At 65.8% G+C, this 25,221-nt stretch carries 23 protein-coding genes; 10 read left to right on the forward strand and 13 right to left on the reverse strand.

Going from position 1 to position 25,221, the window contains the following annotated elements; translation table 11 throughout:
- Position 1: 1 nt before the first annotated feature.
- Positions 2 to 862, reverse strand: a complete 861-nt coding sequence (locus B7R93_RS04050) for a proline dehydrogenase family protein (RefSeq protein WP_103019547.1) — start codon at positions 860 to 862, stop codon at positions 2 to 4.
- Between the two features lie 111 nt (positions 863 to 973).
- Here B7R93_RS04050 and B7R93_RS04055 point away from each other — a divergent pair, with 111 nt between their 5' ends.
- Both B7R93_RS04055 and pdxH read left to right on the forward strand, forming a co-directional pair.
- Positions 974 to 1,717 carry a DUF429 domain-containing protein gene (locus tag B7R93_RS04055; RefSeq protein WP_103019548.1) on the forward strand — a complete coding sequence of 248 codons (744 nt, stop codon included), beginning with the start codon at positions 974 to 976 and terminating at the stop codon, positions 1,715 to 1,717.
- A 140-nt stretch (positions 1,718 to 1,857) separates the two neighbouring features.
- Positions 1,858 to 2,505 (forward strand): pyridoxamine 5'-phosphate oxidase, encoded by a 648-nt coding sequence (gene pdxH / locus B7R93_RS04060; RefSeq protein WP_103019549.1) that lies wholly within the window; start codon positions 1,858 to 1,860, stop codon positions 2,503 to 2,505.
- A gap of 429 nt (positions 2,506 to 2,934) precedes the next feature.
- On the opposite strand, the gene B7R93_RS04065 is transcribed toward pdxH, so the two are convergent.
- A complete protein-coding gene (locus B7R93_RS04065) occupies positions 2,935 to 3,306 on the reverse strand; it encodes a hypothetical protein (RefSeq protein WP_232797996.1) in 372 nt (123 codons plus the stop codon).
- A 232-nt stretch (positions 3,307 to 3,538) separates the two neighbouring features.
- On the opposite strand from B7R93_RS04065, the gene B7R93_RS04070 reads away from it, so the two are divergent.
- A complete protein-coding gene (locus B7R93_RS04070) occupies positions 3,539 to 4,378 on the forward strand; it encodes an aminotransferase class IV (protein WP_103019551.1) in 840 nt (279 codons plus the stop codon).
- A gap of 20 nt (positions 4,379 to 4,398) precedes the next feature.
- On the opposite strand, the gene B7R93_RS04075 is transcribed toward B7R93_RS04070, so the two are convergent.
- The 3 genes from B7R93_RS04075 to B7R93_RS04095 all read right to left on the reverse strand — a co-directional run bounded on the left by B7R93_RS04075 (position 4,399) and on the right by B7R93_RS04095 (position 9,408).
- Entirely contained in the window at positions 4,399 to 5,394 is a 996-nt protein-coding gene (locus B7R93_RS04075) for a hypothetical protein (protein WP_103019552.1), read from the reverse strand.
- Between the two features lie 1,128 nt (positions 5,395 to 6,522).
- The gene (locus tag B7R93_RS04090; protein WP_103019555.1) at positions 6,523 to 6,885 is read right to left on the reverse strand and encodes a DsrE family protein; all 363 of its coding nucleotides are present in this window, start codon (positions 6,883 to 6,885) and stop codon (positions 6,523 to 6,525) included.
- Positions 6,886 to 7,041: 156 nt separating this feature from the next.
- Positions 7,042 to 9,408, reverse strand: a complete 2,367-nt coding sequence (locus B7R93_RS04095) for an ATP-dependent helicase (RefSeq protein ID WP_103019556.1) — start codon at positions 9,406 to 9,408, stop codon at positions 7,042 to 7,044.
- Positions 9,409 to 9,630: 222 nt separating this feature from the next.
- Between B7R93_RS04095 and B7R93_RS04100 the strand changes: the two genes are divergently transcribed.
- The gene (locus tag B7R93_RS04100; RefSeq protein ID WP_103019557.1) at positions 9,631 to 11,649 is read left to right on the forward strand and encodes a M1 family metallopeptidase; all 2,019 of its coding nucleotides are present in this window, start codon (positions 9,631 to 9,633) and stop codon (positions 11,647 to 11,649) included.
- A 208-nt stretch (positions 11,650 to 11,857) separates the two neighbouring features.
- Positions 11,858 to 13,168, forward strand: coding sequence for a NupC/NupG family nucleoside CNT transporter (locus B7R93_RS04105; RefSeq protein ID WP_103019558.1), 1,311 nt, complete (start codon positions 11,858 to 11,860; stop codon positions 13,166 to 13,168).
- A 123-nt stretch (positions 13,169 to 13,291) separates the two neighbouring features.
- Here the strand turns inward: B7R93_RS04105 and B7R93_RS04110 are convergent, their stop codons facing one another.
- The 5 genes from B7R93_RS04110 to B7R93_RS04130 form a co-directional block, all read right to left on the reverse strand.
- Complete coding sequence (locus B7R93_RS04110; RefSeq protein WP_232797997.1) at positions 13,292 to 14,038, reverse strand: energy transducer TonB; 747 nt, start codon at positions 14,036 to 14,038, stop codon at positions 13,292 to 13,294.
- 116 nt (positions 14,039 to 14,154) lie between these two features.
- Positions 14,155 to 14,997, reverse strand: a complete 843-nt coding sequence (locus tag B7R93_RS04115) for a L,D-transpeptidase family protein (protein ID WP_103019559.1) — start codon at positions 14,995 to 14,997, stop codon at positions 14,155 to 14,157.
- 280 nt (positions 14,998 to 15,277) lie between these two features.
- A complete protein-coding gene (locus tag B7R93_RS04120) occupies positions 15,278 to 16,012 on the reverse strand; it encodes an HAD family hydrolase (protein WP_198598577.1) in 735 nt (244 codons plus the stop codon).
- A gap of 138 nt (positions 16,013 to 16,150) precedes the next feature.
- Positions 16,151 to 16,984: an enoyl-ACP reductase FabI gene (locus B7R93_RS04125; RefSeq protein ID WP_103019561.1), complete on the reverse strand. Its 834-nt coding sequence runs from the start codon at positions 16,982 to 16,984 to the stop codon at positions 16,151 to 16,153.
- A gap of 133 nt (positions 16,985 to 17,117) precedes the next feature.
- Entirely contained in the window at positions 17,118 to 17,951 is an 834-nt protein-coding gene (locus B7R93_RS04130) for an inositol monophosphatase family protein (protein ID WP_103019562.1), read from the reverse strand.
- Between the two features lie 295 nt (positions 17,952 to 18,246).
- Between B7R93_RS04130 and B7R93_RS04135 the strand changes: the two genes are divergently transcribed.
- From B7R93_RS04135 to B7R93_RS04145, 3 genes are all read left to right on the forward strand, one after another.
- Positions 18,247 to 18,930 (forward strand): hypothetical protein, encoded by a 684-nt coding sequence (locus tag B7R93_RS04135; RefSeq protein ID WP_232797998.1) that lies wholly within the window; start codon positions 18,247 to 18,249, stop codon positions 18,928 to 18,930.
- A 62-nt stretch (positions 18,931 to 18,992) separates the two neighbouring features.
- Positions 18,993 to 19,790, forward strand: coding sequence for a biotin--[acetyl-CoA-carboxylase] ligase (locus B7R93_RS04140; protein WP_103019564.1), 798 nt, complete (start codon positions 18,993 to 18,995; stop codon positions 19,788 to 19,790).
- Between the two features lie 52 nt (positions 19,791 to 19,842).
- Positions 19,843 to 20,616, forward strand: coding sequence for a type III pantothenate kinase (locus B7R93_RS04145; RefSeq protein WP_103019565.1), 774 nt, complete (start codon positions 19,843 to 19,845; stop codon positions 20,614 to 20,616).
- A 30-nt stretch (positions 20,617 to 20,646) separates the two neighbouring features.
- On the opposite strand, the gene udk is transcribed toward B7R93_RS04145, so the two are convergent.
- The 3 genes from udk to B7R93_RS04160 all read right to left on the reverse strand — a co-directional run bounded on the left by udk (position 20,647) and on the right by B7R93_RS04160 (position 22,570).
- A complete protein-coding gene (gene udk, locus B7R93_RS04150; protein WP_232797999.1) occupies positions 20,647 to 21,291 on the reverse strand; it encodes a uridine kinase in 645 nt (214 codons plus the stop codon).
- A gap of 84 nt (positions 21,292 to 21,375) precedes the next feature.
- The gene (locus B7R93_RS04155; protein WP_103019567.1) at positions 21,376 to 22,200 is read right to left on the reverse strand and encodes a YaaA family protein; all 825 of its coding nucleotides are present in this window, start codon (positions 22,198 to 22,200) and stop codon (positions 21,376 to 21,378) included.
- A 64-nt stretch (positions 22,201 to 22,264) separates the two neighbouring features.
- Positions 22,265 to 22,570: a YtxH domain-containing protein gene (locus B7R93_RS04160; protein ID WP_232798000.1), complete on the reverse strand. Its 306-nt coding sequence runs from the start codon at positions 22,568 to 22,570 to the stop codon at positions 22,265 to 22,267.
- A 507-nt stretch (positions 22,571 to 23,077) separates the two neighbouring features.
- Here B7R93_RS04160 and B7R93_RS04165 point away from each other — a divergent pair.
- Both B7R93_RS04165 and B7R93_RS04170 read left to right on the forward strand, forming a co-directional pair.
- Entirely contained in the window at positions 23,078 to 23,893 is an 816-nt protein-coding gene (locus B7R93_RS04165) for an alpha/beta fold hydrolase (RefSeq protein ID WP_103019569.1), read from the forward strand.
- Between the two features lie 566 nt (positions 23,894 to 24,459).
- Positions 24,460 to 24,963 carry a single-stranded DNA-binding protein gene (locus B7R93_RS04170; protein WP_103019570.1) on the forward strand — a complete coding sequence of 168 codons (504 nt, stop codon included), beginning with the start codon at positions 24,460 to 24,462 and terminating at the stop codon, positions 24,961 to 24,963.
- Positions 24,964 to 25,221: the final 258 nt, after the last annotated feature.

The following is a 25,221-nucleotide window of genomic DNA, read 5'->3' on the forward strand; positions in this document are numbered from 1 at the left end:
CCTACCCCTGAAAGAGACTGCGCAGGACGAACCAAACGTTTTCTTTCTTCTCGCGGAGGCGGCGGGAGAAGTACGGAAACCACTCGGTGCCGTAGGGCACGTAGACGAGCATGTTGTACCCCTCCTGGGACATTTCCCGCTGCGTGGTGCGCCGCAGGCCGTAGAGCATCTGAAACTCAAAGTCGTCCCGGTCAATGCCGTGGCGGTCGACAAAGGACTTGGTCGCCTCGATGAGCTGATCGTCGTGCGTGGCGATGCCGGAGTAGTCGGTGTGCTGAAGGAGCCGCTCTGTATAGTCGAGGTACCGCTCCCGGATTTGGCTCATGTCCTGGTACGCGACCGAGGCCGACTCGGCGTAGGCCCCCTTGCAGAGGCGCACGCTCACGCCCAGCTCGCACATCCGGTCGATGTCACGGTCCGTGCGCTTCAGCATGGCCTGCAGGACCGGCCCCACGTGATCGGGGAAGTCAGGGTACACGGCCTCGAAGAGGTCAAGCGTCGACTGGGTAAGCGCACTGCCCTCCATGTCCAGCCGCACAAACAGGTCGTGCTTCGCCGCTACCTCCAGGAGCCGCCGCAGGTTGTCCTCGCAGAAGTCCTCATCGAGGAGCTGCCCCATCATTGAGAGCTTAATCGAGATGCGATTGCGCTGCCCGTGGTCGTCCCGCTCGGCCATCGTGCGGACGAGGTCGATGTAGGCGTCTCGGGCCGCGATTGCCTCCCGCCGGTCCTCGACGTGCTCCCCAAGCTTGTCGAGGGCCACGTGAAGCCCGTCCTGATTGAGGGTGTCCACGACCGGAAGAGAGGCCTCAAGCGTCTCGCCCGCTACGAAACGGCTTGCGAGGAAGAAGGGCAGGGTCATACAGCATGCAGTGAAGGTCTAGGGTGAAAGCGCTATCATTCTCAACACCCCACAGTCAGAGATGTTGGAGGAAGGACGTAAAACGGAATGCAAATTCGCAACCGTTCCCCGATGTCTTCTTCTACCGAGACCGATGCCTGGGTGGCCGGCACAGACGGCTTCCGGGGCGGCTGGGTCGTCGTTCTCCACCGCCCCCGTACCGGCACGACGCGGTGCCGCATCGTTGACGGCACCGACGCCCTGTTCGCCCTGCCGGAGGCCCCGGCCGTGCTTGGCGTCGACATGGTCATTGGACTGCCGGACCGGGCCCGGCCCGGCGGACGCACCTGTGACCGGGCCGCCCGGCAACTGCTGGGCCACCCGCGGGGCACCAGCGTCTTTTCGCCCCCCGCACACGCGGTCCTCGGGGCCAAGACCTACGACGAGGCCCAGCGCCGCAATCGCGCCAGCGGCCCTGACGCCCCCGGACTCACGAAACAAGCCTTCCACCTGCTCCCCAAGATACGGGCCCTGGCCGAGCGCATGGCCCCCGCCCGGCAGGACCGCGTCTACGAGGTACACCCGGAGCTCGCCTTCTACGCGATGAACGGCAACGCCCCGATCGAGGAGAGCAAGCACACCGACACGGGCCGGGCCGTCCGCACGGCCCTCCTTTCCGCCCACGGGTTTCCATCGGTTGAGACGGTCGCCGCGGGCCTGTCGGACGGCCCCGTCGGGACCGACGACGTGCTGGACGCCCACGCGGCCTGCTGGACGGCCCGCCGCCTCCACGCGGACACGGCCGAGCGGTGCCCGTCCCGAGATGACTCTGCCCCCCGCAACGACCGCGGCCTGCGGATGGAGATCTGGCGATGAGTGCATGGGGACGGTTGGGCGTTCGACGGAGAACGTTCCAACGCGTAACCCCTCCGCAACAGACATCCACGGCGCGAAACGAGGGCGTCGCACCGGTCGTTGCGATCCTGTCGTGCCCTTGTCACAATCCATGTCGTTGCATGTCCACCCTTGCCGACCTACGCCAAGAGTACGCCCGGGCCAAGCTCTCCCGCGACCACGTGACCGACGACCCGATCGAGCAGTTTCGGGACTGGTTCGACGAGGCCGAAGACGCGGAGTTGGAGGAGCCGAACGCCATGACGCTTGCCACCGCCGCCACGGACGGCACACCCTCCGCCCGCATCGTGCTACTGAAGGGCCTCGACGATCGGGGCTTCCACTTCTACACGAACTACGAGAGCCGCAAGGGAACGGACCTGAGCCAGAACCCGCACGCGGCGCTCGTTTTTCTGTGGAAGCCGCTCGAGCGACAGGTGCGCATCGGGGGGCCGGTCCAGCGCCTGCCCGGAGAGGAGTCGACCGAGTATTTTCACCGCCGCCCCCGCGGGGCCCAGATGGGCGCGTGGGCCTCTCCCCAGAGCCGCGTCGTGGATGACCGGGCCGACCTGGAGGAGAACCTGGACACCGTGAAGGCCGAATACGGAGACGAAGGCGAGATTCCTCGGCCCTCCCACTGGGGCGGCTACGTGGTGCGCCCCACAGAGATCGAGTTCTGGCAGGGCCGCCCCAACCGCCTCCACGACCGCCTTCGCTATCGCCGCGACGACACGGACGCCAGCTGGACCCTCGAACGCCTTGCGCCCTGAGCGAAGCGAGGAAGTAGTCTTGGGCTGCGCCCTGAGCGAAGCGAGGAAGTGCTTTCAGAGTGCGCCCTGAGCAGAGCGAGGAAGTGCTTTCAGAGTGCGCCCTGAGCAGAGCGGGAAAGTGCGAATCGGGCCGATGTCGTTTGTCAATTGCTCCGGGGACGCTCGGAGCCGAAGGGCAGGGCCCCCTGAAGGAGGTGCCCAACCCAGGACCTCCCCCGTGCAGCTTCAGAAGCTGTTTGGTGGATTGATGTTCAGCCGAGACACAGTGGGCGAAGCTGCAAAATGGTGCCCAAGTGAGTCTCTGTAGCGGAGCTACCGGGCGAATGCAGAAGCCCTTTTGCACGAGATCCACAAAGTCGCAGGCCACAGAGCGTCTGCCAAACAGCTTCTCAAGGTTCAAGGAAGGCCGACCGGGCCCCGCCTCGGCCGCTACGCAAGGAGGAAGTAGAGAAGAATGAGCAGGAGCGCAGCGGCCCCGAGCCCCCCCGCCACGCCGCCCGTCGTCATCGTGAGGTCCGCCGGATCGGTCGCCGCATCGAGTTCACCCCGCCGCTCCACCGGCTGCGGCAAGAGGTCGGCCGCGTCGAGAGCCTCGTAGGCGTCTTGGGCCGAGCTGCTCATTCCAACCAGCTTTACCCCGTGCGGGCGCTGCATCTGCGGGTGCATTCCGCCCGCGTCGTCGGCCTGCACGAACGCTTCGATGTTCGACTCCTGCAGGTATTCCCGGGCCATCTCCGCGTCGCGGCGCGTCGAGTAGATGGCAAACACCGTCGTCTCTTCAGCGGATCGATCGCGGGACACGGCACTTGCGGGAGCTAAGGAACGAGGACCATTGCAGAGTTGGGTTGCCCCAAACCCTACGTCATGGTTAACTATTTCTTTCCACAACGTCAACTCTAGCGGCGGAGACCCTGGGGGTGCGCACACGACGGGCCGCCGGGGCATGCTACTGCGTTTCTCTCCTGAACTCCTTACCTTGGGCTCGCCCCTGGCGGGAAACTCGTGCTCGACTTGGTCAGACGCATCCACTGCAATGACGGTCTACTTCAACGGCAGCTACATGGACCGGGCCGACGTGTCCATCTCCCCCGACGACCGGGGCTTTGTATTCGGGGATGGCGTCTACGAGGTGGCCCGCGCCGAAGACGGGGCCCTGTTCCAGCTCGACGCTCATCGGCGGCGCCTCGCCCGCAGCCTGGCGGCCATCCAAATCACCGGCCTCGACACCGACACCCTTTGGACCCGCGTCCGCGGGCTGCTGCCCCGCAACGGCCTGGACGAGGGCCCGGCCAAAGTGTATCTTCAGATTACCCGCGGCGCCGCCCCGCGCCAGCACGCGTTCCCCGACGCGCCCGTGGAGCCGACCGTCTATGCCCGGGCCAGCGCCCACGCGCCCCCGCTCGACAAGTGGGCGAATGGCGTGAAAGTGATCCTGCGGCCCGACCAGCGCTGGGACCGCTGCGACATCAAGTCCCTCAACTACCTTCCCAACGTGCTCGCCAACCAGGCCGCCCAGGAGGCCGGGGCCTACGAGGCGCTCCTGGTGCGCGACGGGTTCGTGACGGAGGGCTCCCACTCCAGCGTGGCGGCCGTCTTCGACGGCACGGTGACCCTGCACCCGTTCACGAACCGCACCCTCCCCGGAATCACGCGAGAGGTCGTGCTGGAGCTCTGCGAGGACCGTGGCCTTCCCGTCGAGAAGTTTCCGGTGGCCGTCGATGATCTGCCCGACGCCGAAGAGCTCTTTTTGATGGGCACCACAACGGGCGTCATGCCAATCGTGCAGGTGGACGACTGGACGGTGGGCGACGGCACGCCCGGGCCGGTGGCACAGGAACTGCTAGAAGCCTTTCGGGCACTGACGCCGGTCTGACTCTTCTTCGGCCCCAACGGTCAGTCGCGAATGAGCTCGACCATCCCGAAGAACTGGTGCGCCTCGCCCTGGAGGAGGCCGCGCCCCTCCACACCCGCCTGCACGTAGACCGGGCGCGTGCCATCGTCCCGGGGCGATCCGTGCCCGCGGTGTTCGCCCTGCCGCTGGAGCCGGACGCGCATCCTCCACGCCGGCACGTCGACGAGCCACGCCGTGGGGCGGTGCTGTTGGGCCCTTTTGTCGTAGGCCGTCGCCGTCCAGCGCACGAGCACGTCGCGGGTCTGCCCGGGGAGCGCTCCGGTGGCCTGCTGGTAGGCAAAATCGGCGGTCAGGGTACCTTGCGACACGTGCCAGAGGCGGCCTTCGTCGTCGCAGAGCACGATCCAGTCGTACAGGCCGAACGACGCACCCGCGTCGAGTTTTCGCTCCCGCTCCGCGGCGGCCTCGGGGGACGTGGCCGCACCGCCGGGCCGGATGCGCTCGTAGACGCCCGCCCCCCGGTACGTCTCTCCGTTCCACCGGACGACAAACTCGGGATGACCCGTCCGGTTTGTACCGTTCTCGTCGTCCTTCGGAAACGGAAACGCCGAGGGCTCCGGGCGCACTTCCAGGGCAAGGTCCGGCAGATCGGCGGTAACCTGGAGGATGCCGTCGTCCGTCAGCGTGGGATCCAGGCCGCCTCGGGCCGGGAAGCGTGGCACCTCGGCGTCTGGGGCCGTCGTCCACGTTTCGTAGACCGGCATCGACCAGTCTGCCCCGCGCCCGACGAAGAGCTTGTACTCGTAGGCGACGCGTCCGTCGTCGTGCTCGGTCCGGTTGAAATCCAGCGCAAGCATGCGGGGCGTGCCCGACGCGTCGCGCGTCCCAAAGACGAGGTAGTGGGACACGTAGGCGGGTTGGGCCGTCGCGGCGTGGTCCGCGGCAGGCCCAGGCGCGGGGGCGAGCCCACCGACTGCAAGGGCGGTGCCGCCGAGAAGCACAAGGAGGAGGCCTGTCCACAGGCTGACGCGGTTCATGTCGGTCTGGGATCTTGGTGGGGAGCCGTTCCAGCGTCGCGGGTGAGGTCTCCCCGCAGCCTTCACGGTGCGGTGTACCTGCAAATGGCTTTTGTTTGTCGCGAGCGTTGCCCGACAGTTACGGCCCGGGATCGTCGTGCATCCGCGATTCTAATTCGCCTCCCGATGGAACGGAGCACAATGGGCCCGACGGAGACCGCGGCCGGGACCTATAGGAAGCACCGGGCGGCGGAGCCGCCTCGTCGATTTGCTCCTCCTCGTTGACGCAGCCCACGCCGATACGGATGCTGCCGTGAGCGCCACCGATCCGGGAAAAGCTCGCCTTGCAAAGCTCGGTTCCAGGAGAGTCTCGAAACCGCGATTCGGCCTGCTGTATTGCGCTCTGAAGAAGAGCTCGCTTGTGTACCGCTATCCCAGAGATGTAATACCCAAGTCTACGCATCATTTCTATTCCCCCCTGTGTGCACGACTCCTGATTCCCCTCTTCCTGGACGACAAGGACCTGCTTTCCGCTCCGACCTTGTACGCCAGTGCGCATCTGGAACAAACGCGAGAGGGGTACTACGAGCGTCTGTCCAGGATCTCCGAAGACGGCGACCGGGATGGATCCGCGATTTTCTCACGGCCGTGAAGGAGCAAGCGGACACCAGTAGCAAGAAGATCAGCAGGATCGTGGATCGCTACGGGACCACAAAGGACCAGGTTGTCGAACTCATCGGCTCGAAATGTACCATCCAGGCAATCGACACCCTCGTCGAAAGGCCGATTGTCACGAGCCCCCGCTTTCGGAAACATTCTGACATTGCGAAGCAGACGGCGTGCCGGATTCTGCGGGAATTAGAGGGCGACGTGACAATCTGTATGCGAGAATCCAGCGGCCGAAAACCTGCGCTCTACGTGTTTGAGCCCCTCATGGACATCGTTGGAACGCACAAGTAAAGCGCAGCTCAGAAGCTCCCCGTCCATCATGTAAACCCAAAGGCAACTTGTTCACTGCGTTCACAGCGCAAACACCCGACGCTGCTTGTCGGCACCGGCCCACCTGTGGACCCCGTTTGGGGGATCTCGCCTCTCTCAACGTGTCGTCAGCCTCCTCCGAGGGGCAGGCGCGGTGCACCGCGCGCCTCGCTAAAACGTCATCGTCGTGTCGTGCGCGGCGGCCTGGCGCGCCAGGTCGTCGGCCCCGCCGAACGTGGCCCAGGGCGCGAGGTCGGCCTCTGTGATGCCGCGCACCTCCGCGCACGGGGCGCAGACCACAAACTCGTCGAGCGCGTCGTGGGCCTGAAGGGCATCGAGCACCGCCTGCACGGGAGGCAGGCCCGGCGCCTTGAGCTCGGACAGGTCGGCCTGGCCGGGGGCGCCGAGGTAGGTGGCCTCCTGCATCGCAAACATTGCCACCGTCTCGTCGCGGGTCATGGCCCCCTTGCCAGCGATAAAGGGAAGGACGGCCTTCGTGGCGTTGTCGGGGCCGATGGTCGTGAGAATATGCATAACGTTGTTTCTTGATTGGATGATATCTGCTTGAGCCGCGGCCAATCCGCAAGAGCCCAGTGTCACATACCGTTCAACGCTGAACGTTCCAACGTTAAACGGGGCGCAGGCAGACACGCGGGAAAAGCGGCTCTTCTCGAACTCATTGCCCGCCGGCTATCCGATGACGCGCAGGTTCGCGTATTTGAGCTTCAGCTTCTTGTTGCCCACGTCGGCGCCGAAGAAGACGACTGCGGCCGCCTTTTCGGCCTCCCCCTCTACGGACTGCACCTTGCCCTGCCCAAACGTTTGGTGCTCCACCCGGGCCCCCGGCACGATCTCGCCGTGCCCCTCGTCGTAGACCACACGCCGCCCACCGCCCCCGTCGGTCGACTCGATGCGACGGAGGCCCTCCGAGGATGAACCCTTTCCCCCGTCGCCGCTGAGGTCTTGGCGGTAGTAGTGCGGGTCCATCTCGTCGTACTCCTGGCCGCTGCTGACCCCACTTTCCGCGGAGAAGCGGTCCGTCTGCTGCTCCAGCTCGCCGCCCGCCTCCGTGCGCACGACGTCGGAGTCGACCTCCTCCAGGAAGCGGCTCCGCGTGTTGGAGGTCTGCTCGCCGTAGCGGTAGCGGCTGCGTGCCCAGCTGAGGTAGAGCCGCGCCTCCGCCCGCGTCACGCCAACGTAGAAGAGGCGCCGCTCCTCCTCCAGCTCGGCCTTCTCTTGGGTGGCCTGCTCCAGCGGAAAGAGGCCCTCCTCCAGCCCCGCGACGAAGACGACCGGATACTCGGTCCCCTTCGCAGCGTGGAGCGTCATGAGAGTCACCTTGTCGTCCTCGTCCCCCGCCTCGTCCTGGTCCGTCATGAGGGCCACCTCCTGCAGGAACGTGCTGATGGTGGCGTCCTCGGCGGACTCCACGTACTCGGCCAGCGCGCTGATCAGCTCCTGCACATTTTCCCAGCGCTGCAGGTTTTCGCGGGTGTGCTCCTTGCGCAGCTCGCTGAGGAGGCCCGCGTCCTGAATCAGGTCCCGTGCGAGCTCGTCGGGCGGCACGCTGCCGGTGCCCGCCTTCGAGGCGTAGCGGGCGATCAGGCGCCGAAACGTGCCCACGGCCCGCTCGGCGCGGGTGCCCAGCGTCTCGATCTCCTCCACCCGCTCCACCGCCTGCCACAGCGAGAGGCCCTGCTGCTGGGCGTAGCGCTGAAGGCGCTCCTGGGTCTTGTCCCCAATGCCCCGCGTGGGATAGTTGATGATGCGCTGCAGGCTGGCCGTGTCGTTCGGGTTCACCAGCAGCTTCAGGTAGGCGAGCACGTCCTTGATCTCCTTCCGCTCGTAGAAGGAGGTGCCCCCGATCACGCGGTACGGCACGTTCTCTGCGCGGAGCGCCTCCTCGATGGCACGGCTCTGCGCGTTGGTGCGGTAGAGGACCGCAAAGTCGCCGTACTCCATCCCCTCCCGCAGCTGAAGATCGCGGACCCGGCGCTCAATCTTCTGCGCCTCGTCCTTCTCGCTGAGCGCCTCCATGAGCGCCACGTACTCTCCCTCCGCGTTGTCCGTCCACAGGCTCTTCTCAATCTGGTCGTCATTCTCCTCGATGATCGAATCGGCCAGGCGGATGATGTTCTCGGTGGAGCGGTAGTTGCGCTCCAGCCGGATCGTCGTGGCGTCCGGGTAGTCGTTGTCGAAGTTGAGAATGTTGGTAATGTCGGCCCCGCGGAAGGCATAGATGCTCTGCGCGTCGTCCCCCACCACGCAGAGGTTGTTGTGCCGGTCGGCGAGCCTGCGGGCGAGGACGTACTGCGCCTGGTTCGTGTCCTGGTACTCGTCGATGTGGACGTACTGCCAGCGCGTCTGGTATTTTTCCAAAACCTCCTCGTGCTGCTCGAACAGCTCGATCGGCTTGAGGAGCAGGTCGTCAAAATCGAGCGCATTGGCCTGCTTGAGGGCCCGCTCGTAGGCCGGGTAGACCTCCGCGACCATCTCCTGCTGGTCCCCCCGCGCCACGTCCGCGTACTCCTGCGGGCCAATCATCTCGTTTTTGGCACTGGAGATCATGCGCTGGACCGACCGCGGCTTCACCACGTCGGTGTCGAGGGAGCGCCCCTTCATCTGCTGTCGGATGAGGCGCTTCGAGTCGGACGTGTCGTAGATCGAGAAGTCTTTCGAGTAGCCGATCTTGTCCCCTTCCCGCCGCAGCAGGCGGGCAAAGGCGGAGTGGAAGGTGCTCACCCACATCCCCTTTGCGTCGTCGCCCACGAGGGCCTCCACCCGCTCCTGCATCTCGCCCGCCGCCTTGTTGGTAAACGTGAGCGCCAGGATGTCGCGGGGCTGCGCCCGGCCGGTGGCCAGCAGGTACGCGATGCGATGGGTCAGCGCACGCGTCTTGCCGGAGCCCGGCCCGGCAATAATCATGACGGGCCCCTCGGTGGTCGTCACGGCCTCGCGCTGCTTCTCGTTGAGGCCGTCGAGGATGCGCTCCTCGGCCTCGGGATCGGGGTCGACCTGGGTCTGGGGCGTGGAGCGACGGATCGGAATGCGACGCATGCGGCGAAGCGGGGGTTGGTGCAGGGCATTGACGCGAGGCAACTGCAGTGACGCGGTTCTGTACGCTCCAGGCGCGGTCGCGTTCGCCCCTTGCCTTCCGGCCAGGGGCCGATCAGCGCTTCCGCCCTAATTGGGCTTTAACGTACTCGCCCTTCAAATTTGCCCGCGAGGGGACTATGTTGTGTCTGATTTGTCCTTCCGCCATCCCCTCCTTCCCCCGCCATGCCTCTTCGCTTCCGCCTCCTCGCCGGCGTTCTGGTCGCGGCGCTCGCTCCTATGCTCGGCGGCTCGGCCCTTGCCCAGCAGAGTCCCGAGGACGTTCCGCCCCACAACCTCACGTCGTTCGCGCCGGTCGACTTCCCCACCCCGAATCGGTACCGGGACGCCGACGGAAGTCCCGGACGTGCCTACTGGCAGAACGAGGCCGACTACCGGATCGACGTCGCGCTCGACACGGCCACCAACCGGGTCACCGGCACCGAGACGATCACCTACACGAACAATGCCCCGGAGGCCCTGGAGCGGCTCTGGGTACAGCTGGAGCAGAACTACTTCAAGACGGGCAGCCGCGGCAACGCCGCCGTGTCCGCCGACGCCCGCTTCGGGGGCTTCTTTGAGGAGGCCGGATACGACCTCTCCAACCTTCGCATCCAACGGGATGGGGAGACGGCGACCCCGGACACGCTCGTCGACGGCACCCGGATGCGCGTATCGCTCGACGCACCGCTCGCGTCCGGCGACAGCCTGCAGCTCTCGTTCGACTTCGAGTACACGCTGCCGAAGGACGGCGCCGACCGCCACGGCTGGATGGACATGGAGGACGGCACGGTCTACCAGTTCGCCCAGTGGTACCCCCGGATGTACGTCTACGACGATGTCCACGGCTGGAACCCGCTTCCCTACCTAGGGCAGGGCGAGTACTACCTGGAGTACGGCACCTTCAACGTCAACATCACAGTGCCGCGCGACATGATCGTGGGTGGCACCGGACGTCTCCAGAACCCCGATGAGGTCTTGACCGACACGCAGCGGGATCGCCTGGCCGACGCCCGGGAGAGCCGTGAGTCGGTCATGATTATCGACAGCACCGAGGTGGGACGCCCCGACACTCGTCCCGACGGGGAGGGCCCCCTCACCTGGCGGTACGAGGCCGATCGGGTGCGCGACTTTGCGTGGGCGGCCTCCCAGGCCTTCATCTGGGACGCCGCGCGGGCCGACGCGGGGGACCGCACGGTGCTGGCCCAGTCGCTGTACCCGAAGGAGGGCCTCGGCACCGACCAGGAGCCCGGCTGGGAGCGGTCGACCGCGTACACGCAGCACTCCATCGAGTTCTACTCCGACTTCGTGACGCCGTATCCCTACCCCAACGCGATCAACGTGGCCGGGCGGGCGCAGGGCATGGAGTACCCGCAGATCGTGTTCTGCGACGTCAACTCGCGGGGGCGCTCTCTCTTCCAGGTCACCGACCACGAGTTCGGCCACACCTGGTTTCCGATGGTCGTCGGGTCCGACGAGCGCCGCTGGGTCTGGATGGACGAGGGCCTGAACACGTTCATAAACCAGTACTCGGCACTCGACTTCTACGGCCAGGGCCGGGTGCCTCCGGCAAAGGTCATGGGCGGCCTCTCAAACTACGTGACGAAGCAGATGGACTCGCCCTTCGGGGACCAGCCCATCATGACGTACGCCGATCGCATTCGGGACGACGCCCTCGGGTTTCTCGCCTACCTGAAGCCGGGCTACGGCCTCATGGTGCTGCGCGAGCACGTGCTGGGGCCCGAGCGTTTCGACTCGGCCTTCAAGGAATACGTCGACCGGTGGGCCTACAAGCACCCGAAGCCCGCCGACTTTTTCCGCACCATGGAGGACGTAAGCGGGGAGGACCTGGACTGGTTCTGGCGCAGCTGGTTCTACGAGACAGACGCGCTGGACCCGGCGGTCGACTCGGTGGCGACCGGCGACACCACGATGGTAACGATCTCGCAGAACAAGGAGCTGATGCTGCCGGTGACCGTGCAGCTCACCCACGCGGACGGCTCGACCGAGCAGCGCCGCGTCCCCGCCGAGGCCTTCTACACCCAGGACACCAACACGCTCCGCGTAACGGATGGCCCGCTGCGGAAGGTGACCATCGACCCCAACCAGATTCTACCGGACATGAACCGGGGCAACAACACCTGGACGCCGTCGGACGCCGTGGAGTCCTCTTCCACGGGATCCTCCTCTAGCTCGGACCGCTAGAAGGGGACGAGCCCCGCTTTGCTGCTTCTCCTCGAGGGCACCGGGCCTCCGCCGGGTGCCCTCGTCGTGTTTGCAGGGGGGCGAGACGCGCGACAGGCACTCGCGGTGCGGCCAACTTGTGTTCGCGTCCCTGGTGGTTATTTTACGCTCGGCTCGGGGGGAAGGGCTCCACTGCACTATCCTCTCGTCTACCCCCTTGCGCGTCTCCATGTCGCTTCCCGTCGCCCTGCTCCGTGGCCTCATCGGCGTGGCTGTCTTCATCGGCATTGCCGTGCTGTTCTCCACCAACCGCAAGGCCATCAACTGGCGGCTCGTGGGCATGGGGATCGGGCTGCAGCTCCTCTTCGCGCTCCTCGTCCTGAAGACCGGGCCGGGCGAGATGCTGTTCGACACCCTCGCCACGTTTTTTGACACGCTGCTGTCGTTTACGTACGAGGGGTCGGAGTTCATCTTCGGCGACCTGGGCAATCCGGACGAGGGCAACAACTTTGCCTTCCAGGTGCTGCCGACGATCGTCTTTTTCGCCTCGCTGATGGGGGTGCTCTACCACCTGCGCATCGTGCAGCCACTCGTGAACGGAATGGGGTGGGTGATGCAGAAGACGCTGCGCATCTCGGGGGCCGAGTCGCTGGCCGCCGCGGCGAACGTGTTCATCGGGCAGACGGAGGCCCCCCTGGCCGTGAAGCCGTACGTGGAAGACATGACGCGCAGCGAGATCATGACGCTCATGACGGGGGGCATGGCGACGATCGCCGGCGGGGTCCTGGCCGCCTACATCGGGTTTTTGGGCGGGGACTCGCCCGAGTCGCGACAGCTCTTCGCGAAGCATCTCCTGTCGGCCTCGGTGATGAGCGCCCCCGCAGCCATCGTGATGGCGAAAATTCTGGTGCCGGAGACCGAAACGCCCGACACCCAAGGGGGCGCTGAAGTTCAGGACACCGAGGGGGCGGACAACGTCATCGAGGCCGCCGCCAACGGCGCCTCCGACGGGCTGCACCTCGCCCTGAACGTGGGGGCCATGCTGCTGGCGTTTTTGGCCCTCATCGGCACCATCAACGCCGGCTTTGAGTGGGTGGGCGCGCCGGTGGTCTACGGCGTCGAGCTCTACGACGTGAACCAGCTCGTGGCCCAGACGTCCGGCGGCCGCTTTGAGGCGCTCTCGCTGGAGGCGATCTTCGGATTCCTCTTCGCCCCGCTGGCCTGGGCGATGGGCGTGGGGGCGGCCGACATTCTGCAGTTCGGCACGCTGCTCGGCGAGAAGGTGGCCGTGAACGAGTTCGTGGCCTACGCCTCGCTGCGCGACCTCCAGGGGGCAATCAGCGAACGGTCCATGATCATCGGCACGTACGCCCTGTGTGGATTCGCCAACTTCTCATCCATCGCGATCCAGATTGGCGGCATTGGCGGCATCGCGCCGTCGCGCAAGAGCGAGATCGCGGCGCTCGGCCTGCGGGCTGTGCTCGGGGGTGCCCTTGCGTCCTGGCTCACGGCCACGGTTGCCGGCGTCCTCGTGGCCTAGCGGCCCCTCACGGTGGCTGCCCCGGCCGCCTCACCGCTCATTCCCAAACACGTTCGGCCCCTCCGCACGGGGCAGAGGGGCCGAAGGGAACGACGCCGGACGGACCGCCCGGTCCGGTAGAGGCTACCGCGTCTGAAAGGGAATGTTGAACTGGACCCAGCTCTCGGTCGGGCTCCAGCTGCCGTCCTTCAGGACGTAGGCGGGCTGCCACGTGGCCTGAGTGGCGGCCTTCAGGGCAATTCGGTTGAGCGTCGGGTGCGGCCCGGAGAGCACCTCGACCGCGTTGGCCCGGGCGACGGCCTCTTCCCCTTCTCCTTCGGGGGCGAGGTGCGCCTGGAGCTTCACGACGCCGGAGTACTCCTCCGACCGCAGACTGTCGGGCCAGACGATGTTGTCGGGCGACTGCTCCCGCTGCGGCTCACGGAAATACTCGGTAATCGCCTCGTAGGCCATCTTCTGGTTCTTGTTCAGCAGGTCCGACTTCAGCTCGCCGTTGCTCTGCAGCACATCCCCGCTCAGATCCACCTCTTCCAACTGCGGGGCAGCATACTCGCCGAAGAGCGAGTCAACGACCATCGGATTGTTGCGGTAGAGCGGCAGGAGGCTGCGCTTGATTGCGGCCTGGAATTGCTCCGGGGTGACATCGCCGTTCGCCGCCAGTTGCACCTCTGCGGTCCCGACGCCCATTCCAGAGAGACTATCAAGGTTGGTGAACACCGCCGAGGTGTCGGCCCCCTCTTCCCACCAGTGCAAGTCCGAGGTCTGCCAATCGTCCGGCGGCGCCGTGGGGCTGTTGCCCCCGCCACACCCAACAACAAAGAGGAAGAAGATTCCTATGAACGCTGTCCCAACATTACGAGTTGAAAACATGACACAATCCTGTAATCCGTGAGATGGGTGAAATTGTGATACGATGGTAGGAGCCCGGCCCGGAGGCGTTCCTAACTCGGGCCCATGCCCACGGCGGCCGCACCGGCGGGGCATCATCATTCGATGAGGACCGGCGTCCCGACACGGACCTGCTCCCAGATCACGTCCATGGCTGTGTTGCGGATGGCCACGCACCCCTGTGTCCAGGCGGTCGCGTCGCCGGTGCCATCGCCGTGAATCTCGATCCAGCCGCCCAGGTCCGTGCCCATGGGCGGCATCCGGTGCTCTTCCTGGGCCTGTTGGATCGCCTCGTACTGGGCACGGGAGATGAGCCCGGCGTCCAGCCCTCGGCGCGCGTCTTCCACCTTCGGGTAGTTCAGCACGAGGGCCCGATGAAACTCGCTCTGCGGGTTTTTATGAACCACGTAGAACGCGCCCTCTGGCGTGCGCCAGTGGTCGGGGCGGTCCTCGGCTCCGTTCCGCTTCTTGTCGGCGAAGGAGTTGTAGGCCATGTCCGCCTCAAAGGCGTGGGCAAGCTCCGTCCCGCGGTACACGTAGACGCGCCGTTTCGCCTTTGAGACACGCACCCAGACGTTCGAGAGGGCCGTGTCGGCGACGTACCCGGTCGTTCCCCCCTCGGTGTGCACCCGGCACCAGTCCGCCTCACACGCCAGGCGCCGGACGGGTGTGCGCATCGGCAGCTGGGTCACGGGGGCGTTCAAGCCCGAGTGGTTGTGAAGGGTCGCCGCTTCCTCGGCCACGTAAAACAGCGGCGTCGTCCGAAACACCCCGCCTCGGCGGTCAAGCCTTTCCGGCGCCGCTTCCGCCGTGGTCGGGGCGCCCACGCGGGTCGTGTCGGTCGGGGCGCTGGGCTGGGCGACCGCCGCACACAGACCGCTCATCAGTCCCCCGAGAAAAAGCACCCACCCTGTGGTGCGCATGGCACGTCGGTTACCCATGTGGGAGAAATTTCGTGAACTGTTTCCGCCGATCGTCCCGAGGGCGGTCGACCGCCTTTGTATGTGGGCGTACAGGACGCGGGAACGAGGGGACACAGGGACGCGCTCTGCGGGATACGTTCTCCACGGCTCTCCATCTCCGCGTCCCCCTGCTACATCGAGGACATCGGAAATTTTCCCGGGGAGCCGGCTCCGTTTGGATACTTTCTCGCACGTCGGTAATGACCTTGTGGCGTAAGTGTCTACTCCCGTCCGGTGCCGGGCTCAGCACTGTGGGAGCTCACGCTGCGTTCTGGGCTCGGCAGTATCGGTAGGCCTCCAGGGTGCCGTCAAGAACCGTCCCGTCCGTCACGTGGTCCACCCGAGCCCGCACCGCCGGGTCGGCATTGGCCGGGGCAAACGACGTGCCGACCGCGTCGAGGGCCTCCAGGTCGGTCTCGGCGTCGCCGATGTACGCCATCTCGTCAAGCGCCAGATCGAGGCGGTTGGCCAGCCATTCCACCCCATCCCGCTTCGTGATGCCGGGCGGGACGACGTCTACCGAGATGTCAGTCGCAAAGACGTGGAGCCCAGGGGTCTCCTCGGCCACGAACTGCTCGGTGCGGGGCCGGAGGGCCCGAATCTCTTCTGCCTCCGGCGAGACGACACCCGTCTGTGTGCGCTTGGCGTGATCGAGGGAAATCTGAGTGCCCGGCACGCACTCGGTCATGAACCAGTCCTCCACGACGCGGAGCTTGGCCTCCACCGCATCGGTCAGGTGCGGGCTCCAGGCGGTCTGGGCCGCCACCGGATCGAACTGCCCGCCGCCGGCCTCGAACAGCACCGGGGTCGTAAGATTGAGTGCCTGCGTCATGGCCTCCACGTACGGGTAGGACCGCCCCGAACAGAGGGTGAGGGCCGGGGCCGTGTCCGCCTCCTGCGGCAGCCGCCGGAGCGCGTTGAGCCCCGCCAAGTCGTACGCCTCATAGGGCGCGGCTAGGCAGCCATCGATGTCGGCAATAAACAGTTTGGTCACGGCGTTGACCTGATGGTGCGGCGGGCAAAGCGAAACGGGACGCGTGCAGAGTGGGCCGTAGAGGGGCAATCACGATGCACGCATCCCGTAGCACGGCTCCTTGACCGGAGGTCTCTGGTACCGGGCCGGCGCTGGCCCCTACGACTCCTCCTCCTCCGCGAAGGAGTCCTCCATCGCCTCCACAATTTCATCGGAGATGCCCATGCTGGCAAAGCCACCGTCGTGGTAGAGGGTCTGCATGGTGACCATGCGCGTGAGGTCACTGAGGAGCGTTACCGCGTAGTCGGCGCAGCTGTCGGCGCTGGCGTTGCCGAGGGGCGCAACGCGCTCGGCGAACTCGTACATTGCGTCGAAGCCTTCGATCCCGGAGCCGGCGGTCGTCTTGGTCGGACTCTGAGAGATGGCGTTGATGCGGATGTCGCGCTCGCCCAGCCGGTAGCCGAAGGAGCGCACGATGCTTTCCAGCAGCGCCTTGGCGTCGCCCATCTCCGAGTACTTCGAGAAGATGCGCTCGGCCCCGATGTAGCTCATCGCCAGGATCGACCCGCCGTCGTTGATCGCCTCGGTGTCGAGGGCATGGTTGACGATGCGGTGCAGGCTCACGGCCGAGACGTCGAGCGTCTGCTCGTACCAGTTGTAGTTGAGGTCCTCGTAGGGCACGTCCTTGCGCACGTTGACGCCCATCCCAATGGAGTGGACGATGAAGTCGATCGAGCCGTATTCGTCTTTTACCTCCTCAAAGAGCTCGGCAAGCTCCTCGTCGTCGGTGGCGTCGGCCCAGATGATGGGGCTGTCCGTCTCGTCCGCCAGCTCATCGAGCGAGCCGAGGCGGCGGGCCACCGGGGCATTGGAGAGGACAAAGTCTGCCCCTTCGCGGTGACAGGCCTGAGCGAGTGACCAGGCGATGCTGTCCTCATTGAGGGCTCCAAAGATGACGCCCGTCTTTCCGTCGAGCAGGTCGTAACCGTCCATGGCGTATTGAGTTCAGTTTGAGAAGCAGTATCGAGGAGGATCGTTCTTCTGTGGTTCGTGATGCGTGACGCACGATGCGTGACGTGTGCGATTGAATCCGAGGAGGCCGTGGGCACGTTTCGCGCCCCACGCGTCACAGCCGCACGTCGTCCATCGGGGCCAGGCGACTCAGCAGGTCGGCATGCACCGGCCCATTGGTGGCACACACCTGTTGGTCGAACACGGGCGTGAGCCCACCGTCGTCGTGGTAGTTCGTGACTCGTCCGCCGCCTTCACGCACGAGCAGGGCGCCCGCCGCCACGTCCCAGGGGTTGAGTCCCGTCTCGAAAAAGCCGTCAAACCGGCCGCACGCCGTCCAGGCCAGGTCGATGGCCGCGGCCCCGTGCCGGCGCACCCCCTGGGCACTGCGCAGGATGCCGGCCAGGACCTCCAGGTACCGATCCGTGTGCTCGAAGCGGCGATACGGAAATCCCGTCGCCAGGAAGGCCGCGTCGAACGACTCCGTCGCGCTCACGCCCACGGCCTCCCCGTCGACCTGAAGCCCGTGCCCGGCCACCGCAGTGAAAAGCTCATCGCGCGGCACGTCGAGCACCACACCGACCACAATCTCGTCCTCGTCCTGCAGTGCAATGCTGACGGCGTAGGGCGGCACCTGGTGCATGAAGTTCGTCGTGCCGTCGATCGGGTCCACGATCCAGCGCCGCCCCGATGCGACCGACGCGCTCTCCGGGGCCGCCTCTCCCTCTTCGGCGAGAATGACATCCCGGGGAAACGTCTCGCGAAGGAACTCCGTGATGACTGCTTGGGCCCGCTCGTCGGCGTCGGTCACGAAGTCGTTGCGGCCTTTGTCGCGCACGTCGCTGGGCGTGCCGGCCTCCTCCCGAATGACGGCGGCCGCCCGCCAGGCCGCCCGCACGGCCGTGTCGAGAAGCAGATCGTACGGCGAATCGTGTGTGGGAGTGTCCATCTGTGGACGGTCGATTGCGAGCGTCGGTGGCCGAACGCCCCGAAGACTTTACGAAGCCCGCTGCGCGAGCCGAAACTTTTGGCCAGGTTTGCGCTAGCGGTACCGGAATGCGTCCCAACATATAAACCGACGATGAGTGATGCAGCCCGCCCCTTCCGAACGCGCCCGTTTTTTACATATCATTGTGGGCGGGTGGCTCCTGCTGCTTGGGGGCCCTCTGGGCTGCACCCAACCTCTTGAGCACGAAGGAGAGTATGCTTCGTTCGGTCCCCTCGATACGATTGAGGCCACAGATGTGCCTCGGGACTCGGTGCTCGCCGTTCTCACACGGCTCAACCGGACGGCGTTCGACTCGGCCTTCGCCCGCCTCGACGCGTACGCCGTCACCCGACACGTGCGCACCGAACAACTGGACACGACCGGGACGATCACCGCCCGCCGCACACGGACCCTCCGGTATCCGCCCGGCCCAGACCCCGGGACGGTCCAGCGAGCCGACTCGGCGGGCCAGTTTCGGGCCGGCGGACTGCTGGCAGGCCTCTCCCCTACGCCGTCCCGCCGCACCCGCCCCAACAACCTGGCGGAACAGGCCCTCTCCGATCAGCCCGCCTATCTCGCCCCCCGAACCCAGGAGGCCTACCGGTATGCCCTCCGCCGCGACTCGCTGCTGGACGGCACGCCGACCCACGTGGTGGAGGCGAAGGCACGCTCGGGCGAGCGGGGCGCCGACCGGAGCATCCGGTACGCCCGCCTCACGATTGATCGCGCGTCCCACGAATTGGTCGGCCTTAGCACCACCCGGGCCAGCCAGATCCTGCTGTTCCGCGAACAGAGCCAGATCACGCTGCGTCTCCGGCGGGCGCCCGACGAGGCCTGGGTTCCACACCTGGCCCGCACCCGGGCCGTCGTAGATGTCCCCCTGCGCGCCCCGCGACAGTTCCGCACGACCTCAGCGTACTCCGGGTACGTTCCCCGCTAACAGGGAGCGCTCGCGCACTGCCCCGCACGGGCTCCGCCCCACGCACCAATCCTTCTGGTCCCATGGCCCTCTCTCTCGTCAAGAACGCGCAGGATCGGCTCTCCACCGACCACTTTGGGCGGCCGATGCGCGGGGTTGAAGAGGTCGGTTCGACGAACGAGCGGGCGGCCCAGTGGGCCGCGAAGGGCGCACCGGAGGGCGCCACGGTGCTCACCGAATACCAGACGACTGGGCGGGGCCGACATGGGCGCGAGTGGACGGCCGAGAAGGGCCGAAACTTGCTCTTTTCGGTCGTGCTGCGTCCCGGGCTGTCCCCCGATCGGTTCGGGCTCCTCACCGTGGCCGCGGGCGTGGCCGTCGCCGAGGCGGTGGAAACGGTCGTGTCGCCCCACTCGGCCCTCCTCAAGTGGCCCAACGACGTCCTCCTAGAGGACCGCAAGACCTGTGGCATCCTGCTGGAGTCCTCTCTTGCCCCGCCCGATGCGGACGCCGTGGTCGTGCTGGGGGTCGGCCTCAACGTGAACCAGTCCGACTTTCCTGCCTCCCTCGCCGACACGGCCACGTCGCTCCGCCTCGCGGCCGGCCGCCCTGTGCCGCGCCCTCCGCTCTTGGCCCAACTTCTCCAGTCCCTCGAACGCCGGTACGAGGCCGTGCGCACCGGCGACGCCGCGTCCGTTCGCGCCGCGTTCCGCACACGCCTCGCCTCCCTCGGGGCCACTCGGACCCTCCAGGCCCCCGGCACCGACGAGGCCCTTACGGGCACGGTGCAGGGCATCACGGAGACCGGGGCGCTGCGGCTCCGCACGGCGGACGGCACGGTGACCGAGGTGCACGCCGGGGACGTGACAAGTCAGAATTGAGGACCGATCCGTGTGTCCCGAATGCGTCCCCGAGACAGCCGCTTCCCCCAGCATGCTTCTCACGATCGACGTCGGAAACAGCGCCGTGAAGGCGGGGCTCTTTTCGGACGAGGGCCTCGACCGCGTTTTCTCCGTCGACGCTCCGGACGAGGCCTCCGACACGGCTGCCCACTGGCGGGCCCTCCTCGCCTCCCTCCTCCCCGATGAGCCCGTTGGGCACATCGGACTCGTGTCGGTCGTCCCCCCCCACACCGACGCCGTGGCCCGCGCCCTTCAGGCCCTCATGGACGACGCCCCCACGACAATCATTGGGCCCGAGGGGCCGCTTCCGTTCGTCCTCGACTACGAGACCCCCGACACGCTGGGCACCGACCGGCTGGCCGCAGCCGCCGCTGCGTGGGAGCAGTACGGACGCGGTCCGTCCCGCAGTGTCATCGTGGTGGACGCCGGAACCGCGGTCAACTACGAGGTGATACACCGGAGCGGCACCTACCAGGGCGGCGCGATCGGGCCAGGGGCGGCCCTCATGCGAAACGCCCTTCAAGCCGGCACCGCGCAGTTGCCGGAGGTCTCACTGCGGCTCCCGGAGACCCCGCTGGGGACCTCCACCCAGACGGCCCTGCAGAGCGGCATCCTGTGGGGCCTCGTCGACAGCATGCAGGGCATGACAACCCGCCTCGCCGACCGGCTCCCGGACACGCCCCGGTTCGTCCTTACGGGCGGTTGGAGCGACCGTCTCACCCACCACCTCGGCGTTGAGGCCGTGCACGCCCCCCATCTCGTGCTGCGAGGCGCACGGCTACTGACAGAGATGCGCCGGGCGTAGCCCACCGCGTCATGCCCCCGCCCGACGAGGCTACGCCTGCAGCGTCCCCTGCTCCACGAGCCGGAGCAACTCTTGGATTCGCGACATGACCATCTGGATGGCGACCTCGTTGTGCCCCCCCCGCGGGATGATGATGTCGGCCTCTCGCTTTGAAGGCTCGACAAACTCGAGGTGCATCGGGCGCACGGTCCGCTCGTACTGGCGCAAAATGCCTTCGATGGACCGGTCCCGCTCCTGCATGTCCCGCCGGATGCGGCGCATGAGCCGAATGTCATCGGCCGCGTCGACATAAATTTTGATGTCCATCCGCTCCTCCAGGGCCGGCTCAGCCAGCACGAGGATGCCCTCGATGATGATGACGGGGCGGGGCTCCACCGTCTCGGTCTCTTCGCGACGCGTGTGCGTGGTGAAGTCGTACACGGGCTTCTCGATCGTCTCCCCCTCGACGAGGCGGTCGAGATGATCGCGCATGAGCGATGTTTCCAGCGCGTCGGGGTGGTCGAAGTTGAAGTGCGCCCGCTTCTCCGGAGAGAGGTGGGCAAGGTCCTGGTAGTAGGCGTCGTGGTCGAGAATCGCAATCGGGTCGGACCCAAACTCCTCGATAATGTGGTTCAGGACCGTCGTCTTTCCCGACCCGGACCCCCCGGCGATACCAATAACAACCGGAGGCGTCATGGGCATCGGGACACGAGGGATGGACATGCGCGAACAATTGGCGAGACAGAGCAGGATCTCGGTGGGACCCGCGGGCAGTGCGGGCTACTCTTGTACCATGACGATCCTCCAGGTTTTCGTATCCTCGTCGTAGGAGGAGGCCTCCTCATCGAACGTGAGCTCGTCGGACTCTTCCTCCGACCATTCCCGAAGGTCCTCCATTTCCTCGGCCGTCTCCTGCACAACGAAGTTCACGAACTGGCCGCGCTGCACCTCCAGATCTTCTCCGGTAATGGGAACGCGCTCCCCATCTTCGACGCGCTCGAACTGCACCTCCACGCGGGCCGTGTACCGATGCTCGTCGGTCCACGCCTTCCGGTGCACCTCCGGGAGCAGGTCCCACACCCACCGGTCCTCAAGGCTGTCGTTCAGCATGGGGCTGATGATGGGCCGCCAGTAGTCGGCCACCGATCCGATGTCCGGCAGGGAGGCCTCCATGCCCAGCTGGTAGTTCGGAATCAGGTCGTCGGGACGCAGAAGCCCGAACAGGCCGGACAGGATGACCCCGTTTTCGAGAAGGCGACGCTGGGCCCCGGTCGGAAGGTTCGCAAAGTCCATGGCAGCGTACATCACGCCCGGGCTGAACCGGTCGAGTGCCGACATGAGTGGGGCATCGTAAATTTCTTCGTTCACGCGGGTGGCCTCTTGGAGCTCGTAGCCCTCCACCCCGAACACCTCCCCGAGTGCCTCATCGTCTTTGTCGTCGACCACCGTCTGCAGGGTGTCGATCAATTGGCGCCGGTCGGGGTTTAGGGCGTCGAAGTAGTTGAATGTCCCCGACGTGCGATAGTCGAACATGTCCGGGGCAAACGGATTCCCACCGGGCTGCTTTTGGTCGGCGGGGGAGAGCAGGACGGTCAAATCTGGCATGTAGGGGTCGGTCGGTCAGTCGGTGGCGACGGAAAGGGAGCGGGGCTTCGACGCGAGACGGCATTCAGTCCATGTCGTCGGCCTGTGACGCCTGGCGGAGCTCTTCCATCAGCGCGTCAATGTCGTCGCGGATGTGGTCGGCTCGGGTTTCTGCGTCCTCCACGACAGCGTCGCTGTTGCGACGCCCCTCGCTCTCTCCCCCGGATCGGAGGAGTCGACGGAACAGCATTCCCGTCTGGACCGACAACCGTTCGAGCTGGTACGCGACACGGCGGCGCGCATCGGGGCCGCGCTGCGGGGCGAACAACATTCCCAGGGCAAACCCGACGGCTCCCCCAGCCAGTGCACTGCACACCCCAATTCGAGTCATGCGTTTCCGTGACGTCTCTTTCATGAACAATCGGTGTGCTGGACGAGAAATGGTGTAGGGGAGGTTGTTCGGATGGTACCGCACAGCGAGGATTCAGTTTCTGTCAGGCAGGGCCCGATCGGGGCTGTGTAGCTGCCGTGGATCCGCTGGCCCAAACGCGCCTCTTCCCCAAATCTTCGTCGCGCTCACTGTTTCGACCCGGGGGCAGACCGGGGAGCGGAACGAACCCCTTTGGGTTCAGGACTTTGAATGTTACTGGCCTCGTGCGTTTCTTGCAACACGTGATTGGGAATCTACACGGCCTTTGCCTGCGCGCGTCTGCCGATCTTGCCGTTCCCCACCGACCGGGCTGGGCCCTCCCCGTCCGCCTCTGTGATGGGTTTCCGCAGGTCGTACGCGTCGCCCCTCGCTGGGGCTGAAGCATCGTTCCGGGCGTTCTGCCGCCGGGAACGATGCTCGACGCGGCCCCGAACTGCCCCGTCCTCATTGACGACGAGTCTACGACGTATGCACGAAACCCCCTTCCCCATCTACGAAACGGGTTCTTTTCGGTACAACGCGGAGGGCCCCTCCGACTCTCCCCTCCCGCCAGTCGTTCTCCTTCACGGCATGCTAGGGGATCTGAGCAACTGGGTCGACACCGTGGAGGCCCTCTCGGACAACGGCCACCGGGTGTTCGCCCCCGTCCTTCCGGTGTACGACTTTCCCCTGTCGGAAACGGGCGTGCCGCGCCTCACGACACACGTCCAGGACTTCGTGGACACCCTCGATCTCGACAGTGTCATCCTCGTGGGCAACTCTCTCGGGGGACACGTCGCGCTCCTCTACGCGCTGAAGCACGTGGAGAAGGTCCACGCCATGGTGCTCTCCGGATCCTCCGGCATCTACGAGACCACGATGGGCTCATCGTTCTTCCGGCGTCAGGACCGCGAATTTATCAAGGAGCGCACGGAGATGACGTTCTACGACCCGGCCCACGCGACCGAGGACCTGGTCGACGAAATGCTCGAAATCGTAAACGACCGGCCGCGGGCCCTTCGGCTGCTCAAAATCGCCCGCTCGGCCGATGAGGAAACCGTCACGGAGCAGCTCCCGCAGCTCGACATGCCGTCTCTGTTGGTGTGGGGCCACGACGACATCGTTACCCCGCCCGAAGTGGGCGAGGAGTTTCGGAACCGGATGCCAGATGCCCGCCTTGAGTTCATCGACGAGTGTGGGCACGCCCCAATGATTGAGCACCCGGACACGTTCAACACGCTCACCCTTGGGTTCTTGGGAGAGCTTGCCGAGGAGACTCAGGTCACGTCCCCGTCCGGGCAGTAACAGCCCGCGTCCCCTGTCCAATCGGACGGACAGTTGTGTCAAGGAGCGTACGCTGCCGCCCTGCGCATGCGGCGCTCACCCGCAGGATGGCCAGCCAGTCCCTGTCTGGCACACACATTGCGCGTCATCTGTCATGCAACGTCGGTCGCGTGCGCGGTCACGTTGTGCCTGGGACCTCACAGTCCCCAGGAGGCCTCCATCCTTGCCGGGCAGATGCGTCTTTGGGTGAGCGCATCTGCCCGGCTTTTTTGGTGCGAGAATTTTGTTTCGGGAATGCGCGGGGGACTGCCCAGGCCCTCCCTTCGCGTTTCCTCTCGCCCCCCTGCCTCAACCTGCCAAACCTCCTGCCCAAACCGTTTGGATCCTTTGGCTCAGAAGTTATGCTCCGGGCTGCTCGTGTGTCTACGGAACGAACTGAGGCCCGCGCTCTTTCTTTGCCGCTCGCCTGCGTCACAACGGCACTCCGGGACACTTGTCGCGGCTCGTCGTATAGGGGCCACAGAACAGCACCGCAAGGCAGGCTTGGGCGCTCATCGATCTTCGAACAACACGGCTAGGTGGTCATCATGGCACGCGGAGTCAACAAAGCTACTCTCATTGGCAACCTCGGGGACGACCCCGAACTTCGGTACACCGGCAGCGGGACGGCGGTCTGCAACATGTCGCTTGCGACGAACGAAACCTACACCGACAGCGACGGCAATGAGGTACAGAACACCGAGTGGCACGACGTAGTGGCGTGGGGACGGCTTGGAGAAATCTGCAACGAGTACCTCAGCAAGGGGTCGCAGGTCTACTTCGAAGGGAAGCTCCAGACCCGCTCCTGGGAAGACCGCGACAACAACACGCGCTACTCGACAGAGGTGAAGGCCCAGGAAATGATGTTCCTCGACAGCAACCGACAAGGCGGGGCGGACATGGACGGCTTTGACCAGACCCGAGAGGACGAGGCGCTGGACCAGACTCGTCAGGAACAACCCGCCAGCCCCTCCGGTCCACAGCCGGATCAACAGGCGTCTTCGGGAGAGGACGACGACACGTTCGAGCCGGACGACGATCTCCCGTTCTGAACCATTCGCCTCTGTCTGTACAGCTCCATCTGATCTCCCCGAGAGGAGGGAGGCCGGAAGCACCTCGGCCTTCCTCCTTTTCGCATTTCTACCGGGCTCCGTTCTCTTCCTTGGGGTGCCGTGGCGGCATGCCCGCGGCGCTTCGCTCGCTCTCCTCAGTCTCGTTTTTGACGATTTGTTGCAGCTTCGTTTGCAGATCCCTCCTGCGCAGTCGATCTTTGATGCTGTGTGCTCGTTGTGGTAACGTGGTAATCCACC

Origin of the sequence: Salinibacter altiplanensis (genome assembly GCF_002894645.1) — a bacterium.
Classification (GTDB): Bacteria; Bacteroidota; Rhodothermia; order Rhodothermales; family Salinibacteraceae; genus Salinibacter; species Salinibacter altiplanensis.